The sequence below is a fragment of the Bhargavaea sp. CC-171006 genome, assembly GCF_009761675.1.
GTDB lineage: Bacteria > Bacillota > Bacilli > Bacillales_A > Planococcaceae > Bhargavaea > Bhargavaea changchunensis.
In genome coordinates this window covers 35099-54770 of record NZ_QUZH01000017.1, presented here as the reverse complement: position 1 = coordinate 54770, position 19672 = coordinate 35099, and the positions used below count along the sequence as shown (strand labels likewise).

The following is a 19672-nucleotide window of genomic DNA, read 5'->3' as shown; positions in this document are numbered from 1 at the left end:
TGAACCGAACCCTATAAAGCGGACAGCTTAATAAAAGACCCTGCTTATGCGGCGATGAGATGACTCCGGTATTGTGCCGGAGTCATCTTTTTTAGATTCCATTGATATCGGTGGTTGTTGTACTCGTAAACATACTCATCCACCAGTAGTTTGAGCTCATCGAAGGTTTGGCATTGCCTGTAGTCAATTTCATCTTTCATATGACCGAAGAAGGATTCCATCGGCGCATTGTCCCAACAATTTCCCTTTCGGGACATTGATTGTTTGATGTTCAGGTCCTTGATGCGTTTCTGATACTCGGGATGGGTGTAGTGGAACCCTTGGTCTGAATGAAGGACGATTTCCGGATGAAGATTCTCTCCAAGAGCTCCTTCAAGCTTGTCCAGCGTCCGGTAGACGATTGGCATGGAAAGGCTGGTCGTCAGTTCATGGACGAGGATTTCCTTGGTCGCCGCATCCTTTATCGTGGAAAGGTAGGCTGGCTGGCCTTTGCCGTGATACAGATAGGTAATATCAGTCAGGAGGACCTTGCCCGGCTCATCCTGTTGGAACTCACGATTCAGGTGATTAGACACCGTACGGTGTTCCTGCGTCGCCTTCGCCATCTTCCTGTAGGGATGGGCTCTCCGGATTCTGGCATGAAGGCCGAAGAGGCCAGTGAGGCGAAGGATTTTCTTGTGGTTCATGACTACGCCATATTCATTCCTCAAAATCATATGTAGGGTGCGGTATCCTGCTTTCCCTTTCTTCCGTTCCTGGATCTCGATCAGTAGAAGGGCATCCTCATAATCCGCCTCCGCACGGAGGTCGCGTGAATCACGGCGGATCAGCCATTCATAGTAACCCTGACGGCGGACTCCCGCGACCCTGCATAGATAGGCGACGGCTCTCTTGAGCCCAAACGTCCGGATCACTTCTTCAATCAATGCATATTTCTCTCCCGGTGTAAGCCTTACTTCCTCAGCCTCCTCTCGGCTGCCTCTAACTTTTTTAACAATTCCAGTTCAGCCTCTAGATACTTGATCTTAGCCTGTGCCTTTTTCAGTTGTTCTTCCGCAGACAGATCTCGTGTTACCGGCCGGCCAGTGCTTCCGCGGCCCCGACGCTCAGACAACAGTCCTTCCTCGCCAAGGGCGTCATACGATTTCCTCCATCGCTTTAGCGATTGTTTAGGTATATCCGTCCCAATCTGCTTGGGATCCAACCCTGCCTCCAGGAAGATTTCGTATGGCGTCTTGCCTTCCTGATAGGCCTTCACGGCGTTCAATTTAAATTCAGGCGAGTATTGTATGGTCTTATCCGTTACATGAAGGACATTGGGATTGTCCTCGAGAAGTCGGCGAATGGATTCATTGATAGGTTGGCGGCTCATTGAAAATCTCCTCCGTTCAACTTTGTGTTCAGTATAGCGGAGTTTTTGACCACGCAAAAACCCCGAACCGGGACTTTTTTAAAGTGTCCGTAGTTCGGGGTTCAGTTCACGCTGCCCACAGGGCGGCGTTTTTTTTTATGGATCACAATCCGAAAAAACGCCTGCCCCAATGGGACAAGCGCATCATTTTTCTTGCAGATCCACCGCAAAGATAAATTCAATCTCAACCGGCGTATTGTCGGGCAACTCAGCCGCTCCGATTGCCGAGCGGGCATGACGCCCTTTCTCGCCGAAAATCTTCTCCAGCAGCTCGGAAGCCGCATCGATGACTTTCGACGGTTCATAAAATTCGGGTCCCGTCTGGACAAAGCCGGTCACCTTCAATACTTGCTCCATCCGGTCCAGACTTCCGATTTTTGCTTTCAGTGCGCTGAGCCCTTTCAGCACGCAGTACTCAGCCAGCTCACGGGCCTGTTCCACAGTCACGTCTTTGCCGACCTTTCCCGGATACGGCACACTCCCATTAATCCGTGGAACCTGGCCGCTCACGTATGCCGTCCCCCGATGGATTGTAACCGGCACATAACTGTACAGAGGCGCCACCGCCTCCGGAAGCTCCAGGTCCAGTTCCTTGAGGCGACGTTCAACCGTATCCATGTCCGACACTCCTTTTGACCAAACAATACTACTATCCCATCGCTCATTTTAACACTTGCATACCATCAAAACATTTCCGTCCGGATCTTTGAAATTAAAGTAATGATCATGTTCGATCGGCGTGACCAGTTCCACATTTTTGTTACTCATATAGTTAAATGCTTCTTCAATGTCTTCGGTAAGGATATGAAAGGGAGGTGTCTGGAACACCCGATCCTCCGCAAAGATTTTGCTGTCCAACACAATCCCTGTACCTTCCATCGGAATAACGTAGATGTGGCCAAAATGAATCTCTCCGTCAGCTTGCAACCCTAAAATGTCGCAGTACCAATCTCTCGCTTCCTCGATGTTGCTCACCGGGATAAATACAGTTCCGATTCGTTTTAAAATGGGATTCTCCATTAAAGACCTCCGCTAAAATAGGATATTTACTCTATTTCGTTAGTTGAATGGAAATCCCTTGTAAGCTTCCGCCCAGGTTCAATTCTTCTCGATGCTTCTGACAAGCCTCACCAGCCAATATAAGATGATCCAAGGCAAAATGAATTTTGTGGCCCATTCAACCATTAAAGGAAATACAGCCATCATATTAAGATTAAACAGGTCAGAAACAATCGCGAGCAGCAGGATGATCGCTATTATGTAAAATGTGATTGAGAATCGTGACTTGTCCATCGACTACCCCGTCCTTCTTTACTCGTTTATCAATCGAAAAAGTAGCATATCAGTCTGCATCCTTTTAGAAAAGTGTGCTGAAACAAGAAAACGCCCATATTGAAAAGGCGCTTTCCGGCGACCGGCCGTTATCACATCATGTAAACCTCAACTAATTCAATGCACCGCTCTTCTGTAAGACGGGCTAAAACCGTTACGTATTCCAGGTGCTCATGAGTTCCGCCTTTATATTTCTGTGATTCTTCCAACGCAGTTTCATCTCTATACTTTATCCAATTCCGCTGTTCTTCTCTCAGCCGGTCCATCTCATCTTGCGGCAGTTGCTCCTGCAAAACCCCATAGATCTCATTCAGCAAGTCATCCCAGATTTCCCATTTGTCGTTGGCCACCTTTTTAAGGGCGAAAGTTGATGAATCAGTTTCCTTGAGTTGATCCGCTTCGGCTTTGGTGTCTTTGAGTCTCTGGAGATATTCCTCCTTTTTGCTGTCCGCAGCTTCACTGTCTCCGCTGGCACGGCTGACCGTTTTCTCCTGATCATTCTTATGATTGATTATAGTGCTGTCTGATGCTGTACCTTCTTGTTCGGTGTTTAACTCCTCATGCGATGAGCCTTCCTTTATAGCCGAGGCTGCCTCACCGGCTGATGGCTGATGTTCTGTTTCATGGTCCGATTCCGCAGAAGAATTGTTGCAAGCCCCCAAGATCAATATTGCTGCTGTTAGCATGACCATTAAAATACCTTTTCTCATTTCAAGCGCCCCCCACTCTTCTAAACTTCAAATTGCTCCTTCAATTCTTTCGTTAATCATACCATTATTTAGTGGAATCACTTAAATAGAAGGGGGTTCGGCTTTTCTCTCCGACTTTTTCTCTCCAATTCGCCCAATCTTCTGCTAAAAATAGTTGAATAGCTACCTCATCCAAGGGTAGATCTAGAGCAAAAAAATGCCTGCCCCAAATGGGACAAGCGTTTCGAGTAAGTTTCCAGTCGGGCTCGAACCGGCAACCTCTTCCGCACCATGTCTCTAATCGACTTTCCTCAAATCTTGATGTAATGGCCCCTTATCGTGTCGGGATTTTTAAGGGCTTGCTTTTCGCAACATAGCGAACCAAGTCATACAATTCATTTGGAGTAAGATCTATTCCGCGAAAAAAGCTATCTCTAATCTTCAGTTCGTCAAGTACTCCCATCTCATCGAGTACTAAAAAAACAAGTTCTGAGCAGATCAAGTGCTTGGGATTATTCAGTCTGTTGTGACCTTTGACTCTAAATACCTTCCTGATCATATACCACAGCAATTGCACGTAGTCATATCTCTTGCCGATGTGACCCATAGCTGATTTGTATACCGATGATCTCTGTTCCCATGTGAGACCTAAATCGATCACTTCGATGATGTTGTATTTATCTACCTGAAATCTCCTTAGGGCGACCCTTGTATTGTAATCTGCTTCAATAACCATGTCGTGTGACGCTACTACTGCGCAATGACTAAACTTGCCTTTATCAAAATAACGAATGATTTGAGAGATGATCCCCTTGCCTTGGACGAATACAACGTCTCCTCTTCTCAATACTTCACACCTCTTTGTTAAAAAGGACGGGATTCCCCCTCCTCTTAAGGATGGGCCGTGGACAGTATTTACTGCTTCATGCTTGGTGAGGCGCAGCCAATGAGAGATACCATCGTTCTTCATCAGGTAGACAGTGTGTGTGCTGACGTTCTATTTCTAATTCGAGATGAAAATTACCGCATCTGATTATCGAATTTGCTTTTCTGTTTAAAAGAACAAATCACTTTCCTTTCATAATTCGACGGTCCAAATTAAGAATCCTTTGAGGTGTCAACAAGTCATCTATTTCTCAATTAACAAAAAAACGCTCAATCCCTTATGGGACAAGCGTTTTTGCGTAAGCTTCCAGCCGGGCTCGAACCGGCGACCTCTTCCTTACCATGGAAGCACTCTGCCTACTGAGCTATGGAAGCATAATATAGGTGAAAATAAAAATGGCTCCGCAGGTAGGACTCGAACCTACGACCGATCGGTTAACAGCCGATTGCTCTACCACTGAGCTACTGCGGAATATTGAAATATCGTACCGACAGATATCATTATACACAGGACGCCGATACGTTTCAACCCTATTTTTTTGTTTGGCGGAACCTGTGTCAGTCTTGCCGATTTCCCCGTTTTCCATACCCATTCCTGCTTGCTCATGCCCGTCCCCTGCCACGCATAAGCTGATAAGAGCGAGTTTCAAGGAAAGGGGCGCCCCCGATTGAAGAAGTTGCTGCTGTTTGGGCTGTTTTTCCTGTTCACCGCATTTGTGCTCGTCCGGTCTTCGGACGGCGGGCCGCTCATTCCCGTCTTTAACATCACCCAGGAACCGGATGTGATCATACAGGGGAGCCACGGTGCCGCACTGACAGTCGACCTGTCATTCGGCGATACTGAAGTGAAGGCATGGCTCGAGGAACTGAAGACGCCTTATCCGCTTATCTTCGCCGATCCGGCCTGGCTGGAGCGCTCTCCGGATCTGGTCGAGCTGATAATCGACCGGAACATCCCGGTCGCCCTCCTCGGAGCGGAAGGCAAACGCTACGAAGATGAGCCTAAGCTGCTGGATGAGCAGATTGCCGTGTTTGAAGACCACTTCGGGCGCAAGCCGCTTTATTTCCGCACGACAGACGAAGAATTCCCGAAAACACTCCAAAAGCAACTGTTCGAGGCCGAAGTAAACGCGCTCGGGTCGACGATGCGGTGGGATGGCGGCAAGCTGCCGAAAAAACGGGAAGGGCTGATTTTGTCCGTCCAACATCATCAGGAAGAACGGATGGACCTAAAAAAAGTAACGGAACTTCTGTCGGCCAATGAATTCCTGGCGATCGAAGACGTGCTGTTCGGGTTGGAGACAAAGGAAAGGAAGTTCCCTTAATACAGATAAAAAACACCCGGCATGAGCCGGGTGTCGATGCGGTCCCCCATCACTGGGCGGTCCGTTTTTTCTTTTTCTTCGGTTTGTCTGATGCGCCTTCCGCCCGCTTGCGGGCTTCGCGGCGCTCCTGGCGTTTTTTGATATCTTGTTCCGATTTGGCATTGTACTTCGGCAGCATGAGCAGCTGGTACATATTCACGGCAAGAAGCGGGAACAACAGGATCGTGACCCACTGGTCAATGTTGCCGCTCCGGACCATCAGTGCCGGAAGCCATTCAAGCGTCGTGATGACGATCATGAAGAAAAGCGCCGAAATGAGGACGTGCTTTTTGCCGGTCATCTTGACTTTCAGCCAAGCTGTCAGCGCAGGTACGGCGATGAGGAAGAAGAGCAGCATGAGGTAAAGGGCGGTCCTGCTTCCATCACCCTGCGTGATGTCAAAGCGGAAGAATATCAGGTCGAACAAAACGACCGCAATGATGAGCATCTGGACCCAATTCCAGAGGGTCAGGGAGCGGAACATGTTTACGCCGAACTGGTGGACCGTGAGATAAGCGAAAAAGCCCATTTGTGCCACTACGCTCATCGTGAAACCGAGAAAGACCATCCATAGGAATGCTGCGATGAATTCGCCATATTCCCCGGACTGGATGAATGGAGAAAACGTATCGTTCCAGCGCACGATCAGACCGACGAGGCCGGTGATGCCGCCCCCGATCAAAAGTGCGTTGAGGAAAAATTTAAACCAGTTGCGTATTGTCACGTCAGATTAAGCCTCCGTTTTTCATTTCCATTCATCAGTGTATCAACGATGGGCCGAAAAATCTATTTTGCGCGTGCATAGTCTGCACCAAAATGTGAACAATAATTGAAACGATGGCGGGAAAGGATTTGATGCGTGTGAAGCGGTTCCTCCCGGCCGGACTCGCTCTTCTCCTGCTTGCGGGATGCGGAGGCGGGCAGGCCGCCCCGAACTATGAAGAGACGAAAAAAATGGTGACTGATGCCCTCCAGACCGAGGACGGCAAAAAAGCGATCCGCGACCTTCTCTCCGACCCGGAGTTCAAGGACATGGTCGCCCTCGAGCAGGAGGAAGTCAAGACCTCGATCGAGGAAACGATGCTGTCGGATAAGGGTAAAGAGTTCTGGAAAAAGCAGTTCGAGGACCCGAAGTTCAAGGAAACCATCGCCAAGTCGATGCAGGAACAGCAGAAAGACGTCATGAAGGAGCTCATGAAGGATCCGGAATTCCAGAAGGACCTGGAGTCCCTGTTCGGTCAGGCGGAGATGCAGAAGACGCTCGGTGAAGTCATGAAATCCTCTGATATGCGCAAGGAGATGCAGAAAGTTGCCGAGGAGACGATCAACTCCCCGCTTCTTGCATCAAAGTGGAAGAAACTCATCGAGGAAGCCGGCAAGAAAGAGGGCGGCGGCGGTGGTGAAAGCGGCGGCGCAGGCGGTGGCGGCGACAAAAAAGATAAAGGCGGAGGAATGGGAAGCGGAGGCTGACAAAGGGAAAAGGACGTTCCGGAGAAAATCGGAATCGTCCTTTTTTGGTGTTTTCTTTATAATTAAAGACAAAGGGGGAAGCATCATGAAGGCATCAGAAATCTTGTGGCATAACGAAGAATCTGTCCGTTTCATGCAGTCTCTCAGCCAATTGACCGAAGAAGAATGGCGGCGGCCGCTTGGTCAGGGCAAGTGGACGATCGCGGAAGTCGCCGGCCATCTTGCGCCTTGGGACCAATTTATTTTAGAACACCGGCTCCCCTATTTTTTCAGGGATGCGCCATTGCCGGAGGGACCTGATGCGGAAGTGCTGAATGCACGCTCCGCAAAGGAGAGCCGCCTGCGCAGCCTGGAGGAAACGATTGAGGAATTTGTCTTTGTCCGCCGGCAGCTGATCGGCGCACTCCGCGATTTGCAGGCCGGCGATTGGAGCCGTGAATTCCAAATCGGGGATACCCGGATGACGCTCGTGCATTACTTCGAGGAAATGATTGAACATGACGAACACCATTTCCGGCAGATCCGGCACGCGCTTGATATTTAATTAAATGGGGTTCCGGCTGCGTCCGGAACCCCATTTTTATATTTCCTTTTTCACCATGACGAGAAAGCGAGTGTTCTCCCGGCTGAAGGCTCCGGACTCCCGGAAACCGGCCTTCCGGTATAGACGGATGGCGCGCTCGTTAAAGTCCGCTACGGTCAGCCTGAAGGAGGCGGGTGACCGGGTTGTCCTAAGGTGGTCGAGGATGAACGAGAGGAATGCCATCCCGCCCCCGCGGTCAGCCCGCTCCGGGTTCATCCCGAGGCCGATATCAATGATTCCTTCTTCTTCCGGATATGCGCCTGCCCCGTATCCTGCCGGCACACGAGCTTCCTCTCCGGTGCAGAAAAAGCCTACGAGATGGCCGTTTTCGTAAATGACCTCGTACCCATGGAGCTCCCCTTCTCCGTTCATGTTGTAGAAATCATACGGCGGCGGATACGCCCAGTCCTTGATCTCCTTCGCTTCCTGTTCACTTATAGGCCGGATTTCCATACTGCGTCATCCTTTCATGACGAAACATTCGACGGAAAGGGGCTCCGCTCCTCTTTCAGGAAAGGGCTATGGCAGCGAAAGTGATGAATGAGCTCCTGAAAGTGATGAAACGCCTCCTGAAAGTGACGAAACGCCTCCTGAAAGTGATGAATCCCTCTTTGAAAGTGATGAAAGAAAAAACCGCCGCACCCGGAGGATGCAGCGGCTTGGATCAATCAGTTATTCCTTGGGTCAAACGGGCTGACCGGGCCTTCGTTTTGCGCAGGCTTGTCACCCTTATCGAGCATCCCCACGATCTTCGAGGCCATTTCGCCGTAGAGCTTGCCTGTCGGATGATCTTCGGCGTAAACGGACGGAGCGAAGTCGTTTTCATCCCAGTCCGGCTGGCCGAGCGGAATCTGGCCAAGCAGTTCGGTGCGGAGCTCTTCGGCCAGTTTCGGGCCGCCGCCCTTGCCGAAGACGTATTCCTTCTCGCCCGACTTGGACTCGAACCACGACATATTCTCGACAACGCCGAGAATTTCATGTTCGGTCTTGAGCGCCATCGCGCCCGCGCGCGCTGCGACAAATGCAGCTGTCGGGTGAGGCGTCGTGACGATGAGTTCCTTGGAAGTCGGCAGCATCTGGTGAACGTCGAGTGCCACGTCGCCAGTGCCCGGAGGCAGGTCGAGAAGGAGGAAGTCAAGTTCGCCCCACTCCACATCCCGGAAGAACTGATCAAGCACCTTGCCGAGCATCGGCCCGCGCCAGACGACCGGTGCGTTCTGGTCGACGAAGAAGTCCATCGAGATGACCTTCACGCCAAAGCGCTCGACCGGGATGATCGAATTGCCGCGGACAACCGGGTTCTGCTCGATGCCCATCATGTTCGGTACGCTGAAGCCATAGATATCGGCATCGACGAGGCCGACTTTCTTGCCCATGCGCGCAAGCGCGACGGCGAGGTTGACGGAAACCGTCGACTTGCCAACGCCGCCCTTGCCCGATGCAACGGAGATGATCTGCACTTTGTTCAGCGGGGACAGGATATCCTGCGCCTCGGAAACGTCCGCAGTGCCGCGGAACTCTTCAAGCTTTTCAGCCGGCAGTTCTTCGAAGCGGATGCCGACCGTCTTCACGCCGGCTTTTTTCAGCGTGTCGACGACTTTCATCTGGAGCTGCATCTGCTCGGCGTTGTTGATCTTGGCAATCGCGAGCTTAACGCTCACGTGTTCTTTTTCTTCCTTGATCGAGACTTCGGTGATGCCGCCGGTCTCGTCCAGTGTACGGTGAAGGAACGGGTCCTGAAGCGCGCCGACCAGTTCCCGGACTTGTTGTTCATTGATCAATTTCAGACACTCCCAATCCGGTCATTTCTGCCTACATTATACCATAGGGAAATACCGAATCGAGCAGACGGCTCACTGGACGTCCTGCGACAGATAATCCGATACGCCGTCCGCGATGGCTGTGGCCATTTTCTTCTGATAACCCTTGTCAGTCAGCAGGCCCCGCTCTTCCGGATTGCTCAGGAAACCGGTCTCGATCAGCACGGCAGGCGTCGGCACTTTCTTCAACAGATATACCTGCCGCACGGCAAGCGCCTCCCGCTCCGTGTTCTTCACGTTCTCGACGATAGAACCCTGCACCGCCTTTGCGAGCAGTTCGCTTCTCGGATGCCCTTCCTGATGGTAAAACACCTGTGCCCCGCGCCACTTTGCCTCCGGAACCGCGTTGCCATGGATGCTCAGGAACATGTCCGGCTCCTCATCAAGCGCAATCTGCTCACGCAACTTCAGGTCCGCCATTTTCCTTGCGCGGATCGACGGGAAATCCTTGCCCGGCTCCCGCTCCGCGAGCGCATCTCCGCTCTTTGTGCGCGTCATGATGACAGTCGCGCCTTTTTTCTTCAGCTGCTTCTCCAACTCCTTTGCGATCGCCAGGTTGATATCGCCTTCGATGATATCTCCCGAAGATGCTCCCCCATCCGGCCCCCCGTGTCCCGGATCAATCACGACCTTCACCCCGCCCATCGGCTCCGGCAGGAAAAAGTCGCGATCGGACGCGAACGTCTCATAAGCCAGGAACGCCGCCGACGCGATCAGGATAAATGCAAGAACCACTACCCGCTTCTTAAACTTCCCCATGCGTAACGGTCACCGCCTTTTTCACCATCATACGCCGGTGGTGGACCGGCTATGCTTGGACCGGGAGACGGGCGGTGCGGGTGAATTTATGGTGTCGCCGCGAATCTTGAGGTTGCGGCCGTGAATTCCCGCGTTGCCGACGCGAAACTTCGAGTTGCGGTCGCGAAATCCCAGGTTGCAGTCGCGAACTCCCATCCACGCTCCATAAGAAAAACCGGCGCACCCAAAAAGGTGCGCCGGTCCGTCCGGTCAGGCGATGGTTTCGCCTTCCCATTCCAGCATGCCGCCGGTCATATTGGTCACGTTGTAGCCGTTGCCGCCAAGGAAGTTGCACGCCATCGAGCTGCGGTTGCCTGAGCGGCAGATGATGATGTATTCCTTGTCCGCGTCCAGCTCCCCGAGCCTCTCGGGCAATTCCATGAGCGGAATATGGACCGCGCCGGGGATCATGCCGGCCGCGACTTCTTCGTGCTCGCGGACGTCGATCATGTTCGGCTGCTCGCCTGCATCGAGTCGTGCTTCCAGGTCTTTCGTCGAAATTTCGTTCATCGCAATCCCTCCTGCGGTTTATTGTAGCGTATCAGTACATCTTCATGTACTGCTCGCGCTCCCACGGGTGGACGGTTATGCGGTACTGCTCCCACTCCATGCGCTTGGCGTCCATATAGTTTTTGTAGATATGGCTGCCGAGCGCCTCGCGGATCGTTTCATCCGTTGCGAGGGCATTAAGTGCATGGTCGAGGTCGGTCGGCAGTGTTCCGATGCCTGCCTCTTCCAGTTCCTCCGGTGTCATCTCATACAGGTTGCGGTCGACCGGCGCCGGGACGTCAAGGTCCCGCTTGATGCCGTCGAGGCCGGCCTTCAGGATGACCGCCAGTGCCAGGTACGGGTTCGCGGACGGGTCGACGGAACGGACTTCAATCCGTGTGGACAGGCCCCGAGACGCCGGAATCCGGACGAGCGGGCTGCGGTTCTGCGCGCTCCACGCCACATAGCTCGGCGCCTCATAGCCTGGTACAAGCCGCTTGTAGGAGTTGACGGTCGGGTTCGTGACCGCGGTGAAGTTGCGGACATGCTCAAGGACGCCCGCCATGAACTTGTAGGCGGTCTCGCTCAGCTTCATCTGTCCTGCTTCGTCGAAGAACGCGTTCTCGTCGCCCTTGAACAGAGAGATGTTGCAGTGCATGCCGGAGCCCGCGACGCCGAACAGCGGCTTTGGCATAAATGTCGCATGCAGGCCATGTTTGCGCGCGATCGTCTTGACGACAAGCTTGAACGTCTGGATATTGTCGCATGCGGCAAGTGCGTCTGCGTATTTGAAGTCGATCTCATGCTGTCCCGGTGCCACTTCGTGGTGGGACGCCTCGATCTCAAAGCCCATCTCCTCAAGCTCGAGCACGATATCCCTGCGGCAGTTTTCGCCGAGGTCGGTCGGCGCGAGGTCGAAGTAGCCGCCGTTGTCATTCAGCTCAAGCGTCGGCTGCAGGTTGTGGTCCAGCTTGAACAGGAAAAACTCCGGCTCAGGCCCGAGGTTGAAGTGGGTGAAGCCCATTTCTTCCATCTCTTTCAGAACGCGTTTCAGATTATTCCTCGGGTCCCCCTCGAACGGCGTGCCGTCCGCCTTGGAGATGTCGCAGATCAGCCGCGCGACCTTGCCCTTGCCGGTTGTCCACGGGAACACCATCCACGTGTCGAGATCCGGGATCAGGTACATATCGGACTCCTCGATGCGCACAAAGCCTTCGATCGAAGAGCCGTCGAACATCATCTTGTTGTCGAGCGCCTTGTCGAGCTGGCTGACCGGGATCTCCACATTCTTGATCGTGCCAAGCACGTCGGTGAATTGGAGGCGGATGAAATTCACATTGTCTTCCTCAACAAACTTCCAGATGTCATCGCGTGTATACTTGCCCATTTTCAGCCACTCTCCTTTTACAGTTGTTGCAACGGCGCCCGGCCATCACATTTTTTTATCATACTGTCGGAAAAGGGCATAAGCAAGAAGTATTTCAGGAATTTAATTGAAAAAATGAGATTAATATTCCCATACAAAGACAAAAGAAAAACCCTTCCCCATAATTGGGAAAAGGATGAAAATGGTAGCGTTTCATTTCCCTTATTCTGCCTGCGGACAGAAAGGGAGCGGGCAATCAGAATAGCACAGAGATTGATTCCGGACAAGCGTCCATTTATGAAAGTGCCTGGTCTTTCGTTGTCTCCGCATGGACTCTCAGGGGAGTCGCCTGGTCTTTCGTGATCTCCGCCTGTACTCTTAACCGCTTTGCCTGGTCTTTCGCTGTCCTTGTCCGCTTATTCTGCCGCTTCCAGCGCGAGCAGCCGCTCCTTCATCGACAGCCCGCCCCGGAATCCGGTGAGCTTTCCGTTTTTGCCGATGACCCGGTGGCACGGGACAAGCATGAGGACGGGGTTGGCTCCGATGGCGGCGGCGACGGCACGGACGGCGGTCGGGTGCCCGATGCGCTCCGCGATGTCGGAGTATGTCACTGTCTCGCCGCACGGAATGTCCCGGAGCGCCTGCCAGACTTTCTGCTGGAACGGAGTGCCTCCGAGATCGACCGGCAAGTCAAACTCGGTCCGTCCGCCGTCAAAGTATTCGCCAAGCTGTTTCCTGTACGGATCAAGTGCTCTGTCGTCGCGGATCAGTTCAGCTCCTGGGCGACGCGCGCCTGCCCACTCCTCGAGCTCATCGAAGCCGCGACCTTCCGAGCCGATCCAGCAGAGCCCCTTGTCCGTCGCTGCGATGATGAGGTCCCAGTCCCCCTGCTGAAGCTGTGACCAGCGGATTGTTCCCATCGTTCATCCTCCCCTTTTGTTGTTGGTGACCCCCATTATACAGCAATCTTTTTCGGGATTTCTCGCCATATTTCCCGGGAAATGAATCGAAAGCTGTCGGAAATCAGAAAATCCCCTCTCCGCAAAGAGAAGGGATGATGCGGCATCAGCCCGCCGAATAGACGCGGCTCTTGAGACGTGTCGAGAACACTTCGAGCACGATGGCGACGATAAGGATCATATACGTGATCATGCCGACTTCGCGCAGGTCGAAGTAGAAGCCGGATGCCATGAAGAGTTCGAAACCGATGCCGCCCGCTCCGGCGGCCGCACCCATTGCGACAGCCACCGAGAAGTTGATCTCGAAGCGGAGGAAGGTCCATGACAGAAGATAGGTGAATGTGGATGGCAGCACGCCGTGGACGACGGTCTGCCACCAGCCGGCGCCCGTAGAGCGGAGCGCCTCCAGAATCTTCGGGTCAACTTCCTCGAAAGCTTCCGAGAAGGCCTTCACAAGATAAGCGACCGAGTGGAACAGCATTCCGAGGACGGCAGCTTCACTGCCGAGTCCCGCCGCAATGGCGAAAATCAGGACCCAGAGCACCGTGGGCACCGCGCGGACAAACGCGACGACGACTCGGATCGATTTGGACAGCCAGGGGACGCTCAGGTTTTCCGCGGCGCCGAGCGCCAGGAAAAAGGCGAATACCGCGCCGAACACCGTGGCGAGCGCGCCGAGCCCGAGTGTGATGGCGACCTGCATGGCCGCCTCGCCCCAGCCGAAGTGGCTGAGCTTCGGCTCCAGGAACATGGCTTTCAGGTTATAGAGGGTCTCCGGAATCGCCTGGAGCGGCCGGAAGCCGGTGTAGTCGAAGAAGAAAAAGGCGAGGATCGTCAGTGCGCCGAGCGTCCAGAGCGTCGAACGGAGGACGAGGCTGACCCGGTTGCCGGAACGGATGTTGATCTTGCCCGCCCGGGTTCGCCGGATGACGGTCGGTTGTCGGGTTATCTGCTGCATTTACAGGATCACCTTCCGGATTCTCGTCGAGAGTAGTTCAATCAGGATGACAGACAGCACGATCGTGATCGTGATCAGCGCGACCACCTCGTAGTTCATCGTCTTATAGTACATATCGAACATATAGCCGATTCCCGTGCCCGTCAGGATGCCGACCAGTGTGGCGCTTCGGATGTTCGTCTCGATCATGAACAGCACCCAGCTGACCATCTGCGGAAGGCCCTGCGGCACCACGGCTTTGCTGACAATCTGCCAGTACGTCGCACCGGTCGCCCGCAGCGCCTCGACAGACCCGAGTGCCGCTTCATCGATCGTTTCGATAAAGGCCCTGGTCAGGAAACCGACCGTGCCGACGAACAGGGCCAGAAATCCGGTCACCGAGTTCTGGCCGAAGGAAAGGAGAAGAATCAGCGACCAGGCCACGACCGGGATGTTCCGGGAAAGCGAGGCGACAAAGCGTGACACGGCACCGAACGCCCGGTTCACCATCGTCGTCTTCGAGCCCATGATCGCTAGGAACAGCGACAATGCAGCGGCGATCGTTGTGGCAGCAATCGACATGAAGACCGTCTCGATCAGCTTGCCCATGATGTCGGGAAGTTTGCCGAGCGCCTCCCCGTCCACGAGCAGATTGGAGGCCATCCACACCATTGCCCCCGGAACTGCTTCAAGACTGCTGACGAAGCCGTAGTCGGTGACCCATGCGGACAGATAAGTGAGGACGATGACCCCAAGGAAAAGCATCGTCATCTGGAATTTTCGTTTTTTCAGCACGGTTTCATTCATGTTGTCAGGCTCCTCAGACAGTGATCAGTTCGCGGGTCTCCACGGCGGTTTTCATGCCGTAGATTTCATCGGTGAAGCTTTCCGACAGCAAGAGGCTCGGTCCGTCAAAGACCACTTCGCCCTTTTTCAGCCCGATGACCCGGTTCGCATAGTCTTTCGCCACATCCACTTGGTGGAGGTTGACGATGCACGTGATGCCGAACTCGATGGAGATTGTTTTCAGGTGGTCCATGATCACCTTGGACGAGTTCGGGTCGAGCGAGGCGATCGGCTCATCGCAGAGGATGATTTTCGGGTCCTGGATCAGTGCCCGGCAGATGCCGACGCGCTGTTGCTGGCCGCCGCTCAGCTGATCACACCGCTTATAGGCGTGTTCGGCGATGCCGAGCTTTTCCAGAAGCTCAAACGCCTTCTGCTTTTCCGCTTCCGTGAACCGTCCGAGGACTCCCTGCAGGGTCGACTTGTACCCGAAGCGGCCGTGCAGGACATTTTCGATGACGGTCAGCCTCGGGACGAGGTTATAGTGCTGGAAAACCATGCCGATGTGCTTGCGGACATCCCGCAGGCCTTTCTTGTTCTGGGCCCCGACGTCCTTGCCGTCGAAGAACACCTGTCCCTCTGCGATGTCGACCATCCGGTTCAGGCAGCGAAGCATCGTGGACTTCCCCGCCCCCGAAGGGCCGATCACCGCGACAAACTCCCCTGCTTCAACTGAAAACGAAACATCCTTCAGAATCGGATTACCCGGCTGGTAGGACTTCGTCAGACCGTTCACTTCCAGTAATGGCACTGAAAAAACTCCTTTGCTTTATAGGATGGCCGTGGCACAATGACCCGCCGGCCGGCAAATAGCCGTTCCGGCGGGCCGGGAACTCAGCAACTCAGTTGGAAAGCTCGCGGATCGGGTCAAACCAGCTGTCTTCCACTTCCACGAAACGCTCGCCTTCCGTCTTCTTGAAGAGGCCGGACGCTTCCGAGTCTGCCGGTACGAAGACATCCTCATTTTCAGCCATTTCATCAGATGTGAAGGCATCTCGGATCTTGTTGAAGTCCTCTTCGCTCAGCACTTCCGTGTTGGCGACAAACGGAGCGTTCAGGACAGGCGTCACGCTGATGAGCACAAACTCTTCTCCCGGTACGGTGTGGAACGGCTCGGCTGCCCCGTCCTTGACTCGGTAGACCGATCCCGGTGTGTTTTCTTCACCTTCGGCCACTTCCACATAGTTATCCACGCAAGTATCGCAGAATGCCGCTGCATCAACGGTTCCTTTAAGCAGGTTGACTGCAGAACCCTGGTGGGAGCCGCCGAACTGGACCTGTTCAAAGAACGGGCCTCCCTCCATCAGGTCTTCCTCGCTCAGCCCCTTGTCGGAGAAGTGATTCAGAATCGAAGACGAAGGAACGACAAAGCCGGAAGTCGAGCTGTTCGAGACGAAGGAGAACGACTTTCCTTCGATCGGATCGATCTTATAGCCGTCGCCGTCTTTGTACTCATCGGCATTTTCCTTCTCGACTGCGATCCAGGAATGGTACTTGGCGTCATCGAGCGTGCCGGACGGGCCGGTCGGCACGGCCAGCGGTTCGATGGCTTCGTTGCCTTCCTTTGCCTCGATGTAGCCCTGCGCACCCATGAAGGCGAGTTCGGCATTGTTGTTGACGATTGTTTCGATTGCGATGGCATAGTCCGTCGTCAGATGGTGCTTGACTTCTTTGCCGGTGGCTTCGCCGACCGCTTCGCCCACTGCATCACGGGCACCCTTCAGATCGTTCCCGGATTCGTTCGGATACCAGACGATGTCGACCACGTCGTCTCCCTTGTCTGCGCTTTGCGCATCTCCTTCCGAACAAGCTCCCAACAGTGCTGCAGTGGCTGCGGCCGCAAGCAGCAGCCCGAATCGTTTTTTCATCATCCGATCCCCTTTTCCTGATGTTTTGGCCTTTCCTTAATGCAGATCCTGCGTGGTTCAGCTTCATTGAAGCATGGAACCGGGGTGCAGGGCTATGGTTTGTCCCGCTTCTTTAGACTGTTTTAAGAATGTTTACAAGACATTAACAGCGCGTTGTCCGGACTGATTAATTCCCCCATGTTTACAGGGGTGCCGTACCGGCCGTGGCAGTCGGATCCGCCCGTTGTGAACAGGCCGTATTCCGCAACCAGACCGTCGATCCGTTCGTGGTCCTCTGCCGTGTGGTCCAGGTGGTGACGCTCGATTCCGTCCAGTCCCGCGGCCACAAGTTCCGGGATCAAATCATACGAATCCAGCTGTCCGGGGTGCGCGATGACCGCGAAGCCGCCATCCTCTTTGATGGCGCGCACGGCGTCGAACACGTCGATGTACCGGATATCCCCCGACGCGGGTCCTCCGTCCTTGAACAGGGAGCGGTACAGCTGTTGGTAATCTGCCGAATCAAACGGCGCATCCGTCAGCAGATCCATGATGTGCTGCTTGTAGACGACACCGCCTTCCGGAACCTTGGCGATCAGCTGCTCCTCATCCAGCCGGAGACCGGTCTCCCGGATTTTTCCGGCCTGCTCGAGCGTGTGCCTGTGACGCCGTTCCTGGAGCGGGCGGCAAAGGGCATTGGTGTGCCGCGCATCAGGTCTGTAGTTGTACCCCAGCACGTGGACTTTGCGGTTGCGTTTAAAGTCATAGGCCGAGATTTCAATGCCCGGAATGACCGTAACCCCGTACTCTTCACCTAGGGCGAGCGCCTCTTCCAGTCCGTCTGTCGTGTCGTGGTCGACGAAGCTGATATGGGTGATGCCTGCATCCACAGCACGCTCCAAAACCTCCCGGACCGTATCGGCACCGTCGGAATACCGGCTGTGGACATGAAGATCCGCTTTCATCGCTGCACCTCCGGCATTCCGCGAAGGGCTTTTTCGTTCATGTCATACACGCAGTCGCACAGCCCTTCCATGAACTCCAGGTCGTGGAAGATGCCGACGAGCGTCGTGCCGTCCGCCTTCAGCTTTTCGATCACTTCCCGGACTTTCAGCTTGGACTGGTAATCCAGGCTGGCGGTCGGCTCGTCCAGCAGGAGGAGGCGAGGCTTCTTCACCGTAGCAATAGCAATATTCAGCCGTAGTTTTTCCCCGCCCGAGAACGTGTTCGGGAAGGTGTCCCACAGCCGCTCGTCCAGGTCGAAATGGCGAAGCGACTGCTCGGCCTTGATAGTTGCCGCCTCGGGCGATTCACCCATCCCGAGGAGCGCCTGCTCGACAAGTTCCCTTGCCGTCGTTCGCGGCATGACGTTCAGGAATTGGGAGACATAGCCGATCTCATGCTTTCTCAGCCAGATCACCTGGCGCTCTTCCGCCTTTAGCAGATTGATCCTCCCGAACCGCTCCGAGTCGAACCAGATTTCTCCCTCGTCGGGCAGATAGGTGCGGTAGATGCTTTTAAGGATCGTCGACTTGCCGCTTCCGCTCTTGCCGACGATGCCGATGAATCCGCCCTGTTCCAGGCTGAAACTGATTCCTTCCACTGCCTTCCTCGTGGTATTCAGATGATGGCTCGTGAACCGCTTGCCGAACTCTTTCACTTCGAGCATGACCAATTTGTCCCCCTCCTCTCAGCTTTTCCGGTAATTCGTCCTTGTGACGACCACGCCGTTGACCATCGTCGCGCTCAGCATCGGGTAGCCGTCGTCCATCCGCTCGATGATGAGCAGATCCGCTTTTTTCCCCGGGCAGACCGAGCCGATTTCCTGTTCCATGTTGACGGCCTGTGCCGGACGGATTGTCACCTTGGCGAATCCTTCGTGGAGCGGAAGCCCGCACTCGTCGTGCAGCCTGAAGATCGAATGAAGGAGCGCCGCCGGGTAGTAGTCGCTGCACAAAATATCCGCGCAGCCTTCCCGGATTGCTTCAGCTGCTGACAAATTGCCCGAATGCGAGCCGCCCATCAGCACGTTCGGCGCGCCGACGATCGTGGCCATCCCGAGTTCATTCGCTTTTTTGGCGACGTCCAATGTGATCGGGAACTCACTGATCGTCGTGCCGTACGAGCGGACAAGCTCCAGCTTTTCCTCGTGGTCGTCGTCATGGGACGCGACAGCGATTCCCCGGTCAATTGCGATTTCGGCTACTTCCCGGATGCGCTCGATCGTCATCTGCTCCCGGCTGACACGTTCTGCGATCAGGACGCCCACTTCATCGTCCGAGATGTCGCGGTAGCCCTTTAGCGTATTGCTGTAGACCTCAAGATCCCGGTACTGGCCCTGCCCCGGGGTATGATCCATGAATGACAGGAGATGCACCTTGCCGTCCCGGATGTTTTGGATCAGCGTGTCCACTTCGCCTATGTTGTCCAGCTCGAACCGGGCGTGAAGACGGTGGCGGATCAGGTGGAGGCGGTCACGCAGTGAACTGATTGCATCGACAAGCCGCTGGACGTTTTCCGGCTGCCGGATCGGCTTATGGCTGAACATGTCTTCCTTATAGAAGGACAGAGAATGGAACATCGTCGTGATCCCGTGATTGATCAGGATTTTTTCCGCTTCCCGCAGCGCCATGTTAAAGTCCATGATGCTCGTCGGACGCGGAGAGGCGATCGTCTCGATATAGTCCGAATGAATGTCGACGAACCCCGGCGTGATGTACCCGCCGTTTGCATCGAGCAGCTCCGCGTCCGGCCAATGCCCGATTTCTTCTTCCGGGACGATGTCGGCGATGCGGTCACCGTCGACGAGAACGGCCATCCCCTCAAGAGTCCGGTCTTCCAGAATGATCTTTCCGTTATGCAGAATGTGCATACTC

Annotated in this window: 22 protein-coding genes and 2 tRNA genes; 3 read left to right on the top strand and 21 right to left on the bottom strand. The window is 54.4% G+C overall.

Annotation, left to right across the window (positions count from 1 at the left end; translation table 11 throughout):
- Positions 1-44 precede the first annotated feature (44 nt).
- The 7 genes from DZC51_RS08445 to DZC51_RS08415 all read right to left on the bottom strand — a co-directional run bounded on the left by DZC51_RS08445 (position 45) and on the right by DZC51_RS08415 (position 4789).
- Positions 45-1372, bottom strand: a protein-coding gene (locus DZC51_RS08445; protein ID WP_370513675.1) for an IS3 family transposase whose coding sequence is annotated in 2 segments (ribosomal slippage) — positions 45-985 and positions 985-1372 — 1329 coding nt in all. Because the reading frame shifts where the segments join, the coding sequence is not laid out codon by codon here.
- 183 nt (positions 1373-1555) lie between these two features.
- Positions 1556-2029, bottom strand: a complete 474-nt coding sequence (locus DZC51_RS08440) for a RidA family protein (protein ID WP_157294946.1) — start codon at positions 2027-2029, stop codon at positions 1556-1558.
- A gap of 48 nt (positions 2030-2077) precedes the next feature.
- Positions 2078-2431: a VOC family protein gene (locus tag DZC51_RS08435; protein WP_157294945.1), complete on the bottom strand. Its 354-nt coding sequence runs from the start codon at positions 2429-2431 to the stop codon at positions 2078-2080.
- Between the two features lie 404 nt (positions 2432-2835).
- A complete protein-coding gene (locus tag DZC51_RS08430) occupies positions 2836-3453 on the bottom strand; it encodes a lysozyme inhibitor LprI family protein (protein WP_157294944.1) in 618 nt (205 codons plus the stop codon).
- Positions 3454-3766: 313 nt separating this feature from the next.
- The gene (locus DZC51_RS08425; RefSeq protein WP_232524093.1) at positions 3767-4279 is read right to left on the bottom strand and encodes a C40 family peptidase; all 513 of its coding nucleotides are present in this window, start codon (positions 4277-4279) and stop codon (positions 3767-3769) included.
- Positions 4280-4619: 340 nt separating this feature from the next.
- Positions 4620-4692: transfer RNA gene (locus tag DZC51_RS08420), tRNA-Thr, on the bottom strand.
- A 22-nt stretch (positions 4693-4714) separates the two neighbouring features.
- Positions 4715-4789 (bottom strand) — tRNA-Asn (locus DZC51_RS08415).
- Between the two features lie 196 nt (positions 4790-4985).
- On the opposite strand from DZC51_RS08415, the gene DZC51_RS08410 reads away from it, so the two are divergent.
- Positions 4986-5642 (top strand): polysaccharide deacetylase family protein, encoded by a 657-nt coding sequence (locus tag DZC51_RS08410; protein ID WP_157294942.1) that lies wholly within the window; start codon positions 4986-4988, stop codon positions 5640-5642.
- 49 nt (positions 5643-5691) lie between these two features.
- Here the strand turns inward: DZC51_RS08410 and DZC51_RS08405 are convergent, their stop codons facing one another.
- Complete coding sequence (locus DZC51_RS08405) at positions 5692-6405, bottom strand: KinB-signaling pathway activation protein (protein WP_157294941.1); 714 nt, start codon at positions 6403-6405, stop codon at positions 5692-5694.
- Between the two features lie 131 nt (positions 6406-6536).
- Between DZC51_RS08405 and gerD the strand changes: the two genes are divergently transcribed.
- Positions 6537-7151, top strand: coding sequence for a spore germination lipoprotein GerD (gene gerD / locus DZC51_RS08400; RefSeq protein ID WP_157294940.1), 615 nt, complete (start codon positions 6537-6539; stop codon positions 7149-7151).
- A gap of 85 nt (positions 7152-7236) precedes the next feature.
- Positions 7237-7695 carry a DinB family protein gene (locus DZC51_RS08395; protein ID WP_157294939.1) on the top strand — a complete coding sequence of 153 codons (459 nt, stop codon included), beginning with the start codon at positions 7237-7239 and terminating at the stop codon, positions 7693-7695.
- Positions 7696-7731: 36 nt separating this feature from the next.
- Here the strand turns inward: DZC51_RS08395 and DZC51_RS08390 are convergent, their stop codons facing one another.
- From DZC51_RS08390 to phnM, 13 genes are all read right to left on the bottom strand, one after another.
- Positions 7732-8187 carry a GNAT family N-acetyltransferase gene (locus tag DZC51_RS08390; protein ID WP_157294938.1) on the bottom strand — a complete coding sequence of 152 codons (456 nt, stop codon included), beginning with the start codon at positions 8185-8187 and terminating at the stop codon, positions 7732-7734.
- Between the two features lie 215 nt (positions 8188-8402).
- The gene (locus DZC51_RS08385; protein WP_157294937.1) at positions 8403-9515 is read right to left on the bottom strand and encodes an Mrp/NBP35 family ATP-binding protein; all 1113 of its coding nucleotides are present in this window, start codon (positions 9513-9515) and stop codon (positions 8403-8405) included.
- Between the two features lie 72 nt (positions 9516-9587).
- Positions 9588-10313, bottom strand: coding sequence for an N-acetylmuramoyl-L-alanine amidase (locus DZC51_RS08380; protein WP_157294936.1), 726 nt, complete (start codon positions 10311-10313; stop codon positions 9588-9590).
- Positions 10314-10562: 249 nt separating this feature from the next.
- A complete protein-coding gene (locus DZC51_RS08375; RefSeq protein WP_157294935.1) occupies positions 10563-10862 on the bottom strand; it encodes a rhodanese-like domain-containing protein in 300 nt (99 codons plus the stop codon).
- A gap of 31 nt (positions 10863-10893) precedes the next feature.
- On the bottom strand, positions 10894-12228 hold the full coding sequence (gene glnA / locus DZC51_RS08370) for a type I glutamate--ammonia ligase (RefSeq protein ID WP_157294934.1): 1335 nt from the start codon (positions 12226-12228) through the stop codon (positions 10894-10896).
- Between the two features lie 395 nt (positions 12229-12623).
- Positions 12624-13127, bottom strand: coding sequence for a methylated-DNA--[protein]-cysteine S-methyltransferase (locus DZC51_RS08365; protein ID WP_157294933.1), 504 nt, complete (start codon positions 13125-13127; stop codon positions 12624-12626).
- Positions 13128-13272: 145 nt separating this feature from the next.
- Positions 13273-14124 (bottom strand): ABC transporter permease subunit, encoded by an 852-nt coding sequence (locus DZC51_RS08360; RefSeq protein ID WP_157294932.1) that lies wholly within the window; start codon positions 14122-14124, stop codon positions 13273-13275.
- Complete coding sequence (locus tag DZC51_RS08355) at positions 14125-14910, bottom strand: PhnE/PtxC family ABC transporter permease (RefSeq protein WP_157294931.1); 786 nt, start codon at positions 14908-14910, stop codon at positions 14125-14127.
- 13 nt (positions 14911-14923) lie between these two features.
- Positions 14924-15700: a phosphonate ABC transporter ATP-binding protein gene (gene phnC / locus DZC51_RS08350; protein ID WP_157294930.1), complete on the bottom strand. Its 777-nt coding sequence runs from the start codon at positions 15698-15700 to the stop codon at positions 14924-14926.
- A 91-nt stretch (positions 15701-15791) separates the two neighbouring features.
- The gene (locus tag DZC51_RS08345) at positions 15792-16817 is read right to left on the bottom strand and encodes a PhnD/SsuA/transferrin family substrate-binding protein (protein ID WP_198304085.1); all 1026 of its coding nucleotides are present in this window, start codon (positions 16815-16817) and stop codon (positions 15792-15794) included.
- Positions 16818-16939: 122 nt separating this feature from the next.
- Complete coding sequence (locus DZC51_RS08340; RefSeq protein WP_157294928.1) at positions 16940-17761, bottom strand: PHP domain-containing protein; 822 nt, start codon at positions 17759-17761, stop codon at positions 16940-16942.
- Positions 17758-18471: a phosphonate C-P lyase system protein PhnL gene (locus tag DZC51_RS08335; protein ID WP_157294927.1), complete on the bottom strand. Its 714-nt coding sequence runs from the start codon at positions 18469-18471 to the stop codon at positions 17758-17760. The genes DZC51_RS08340 and DZC51_RS08335 overlap by 4 nt, the downstream gene beginning before the upstream one ends.
- A gap of 15 nt (positions 18472-18486) precedes the next feature.
- A complete protein-coding gene (phnM, locus tag DZC51_RS08330) occupies positions 18487-19668 on the bottom strand; it encodes a phosphonate metabolism protein PhnM (protein ID WP_157294926.1) in 1182 nt (393 codons plus the stop codon).
- Positions 19669-19672: the final 4 nt, after the last annotated feature.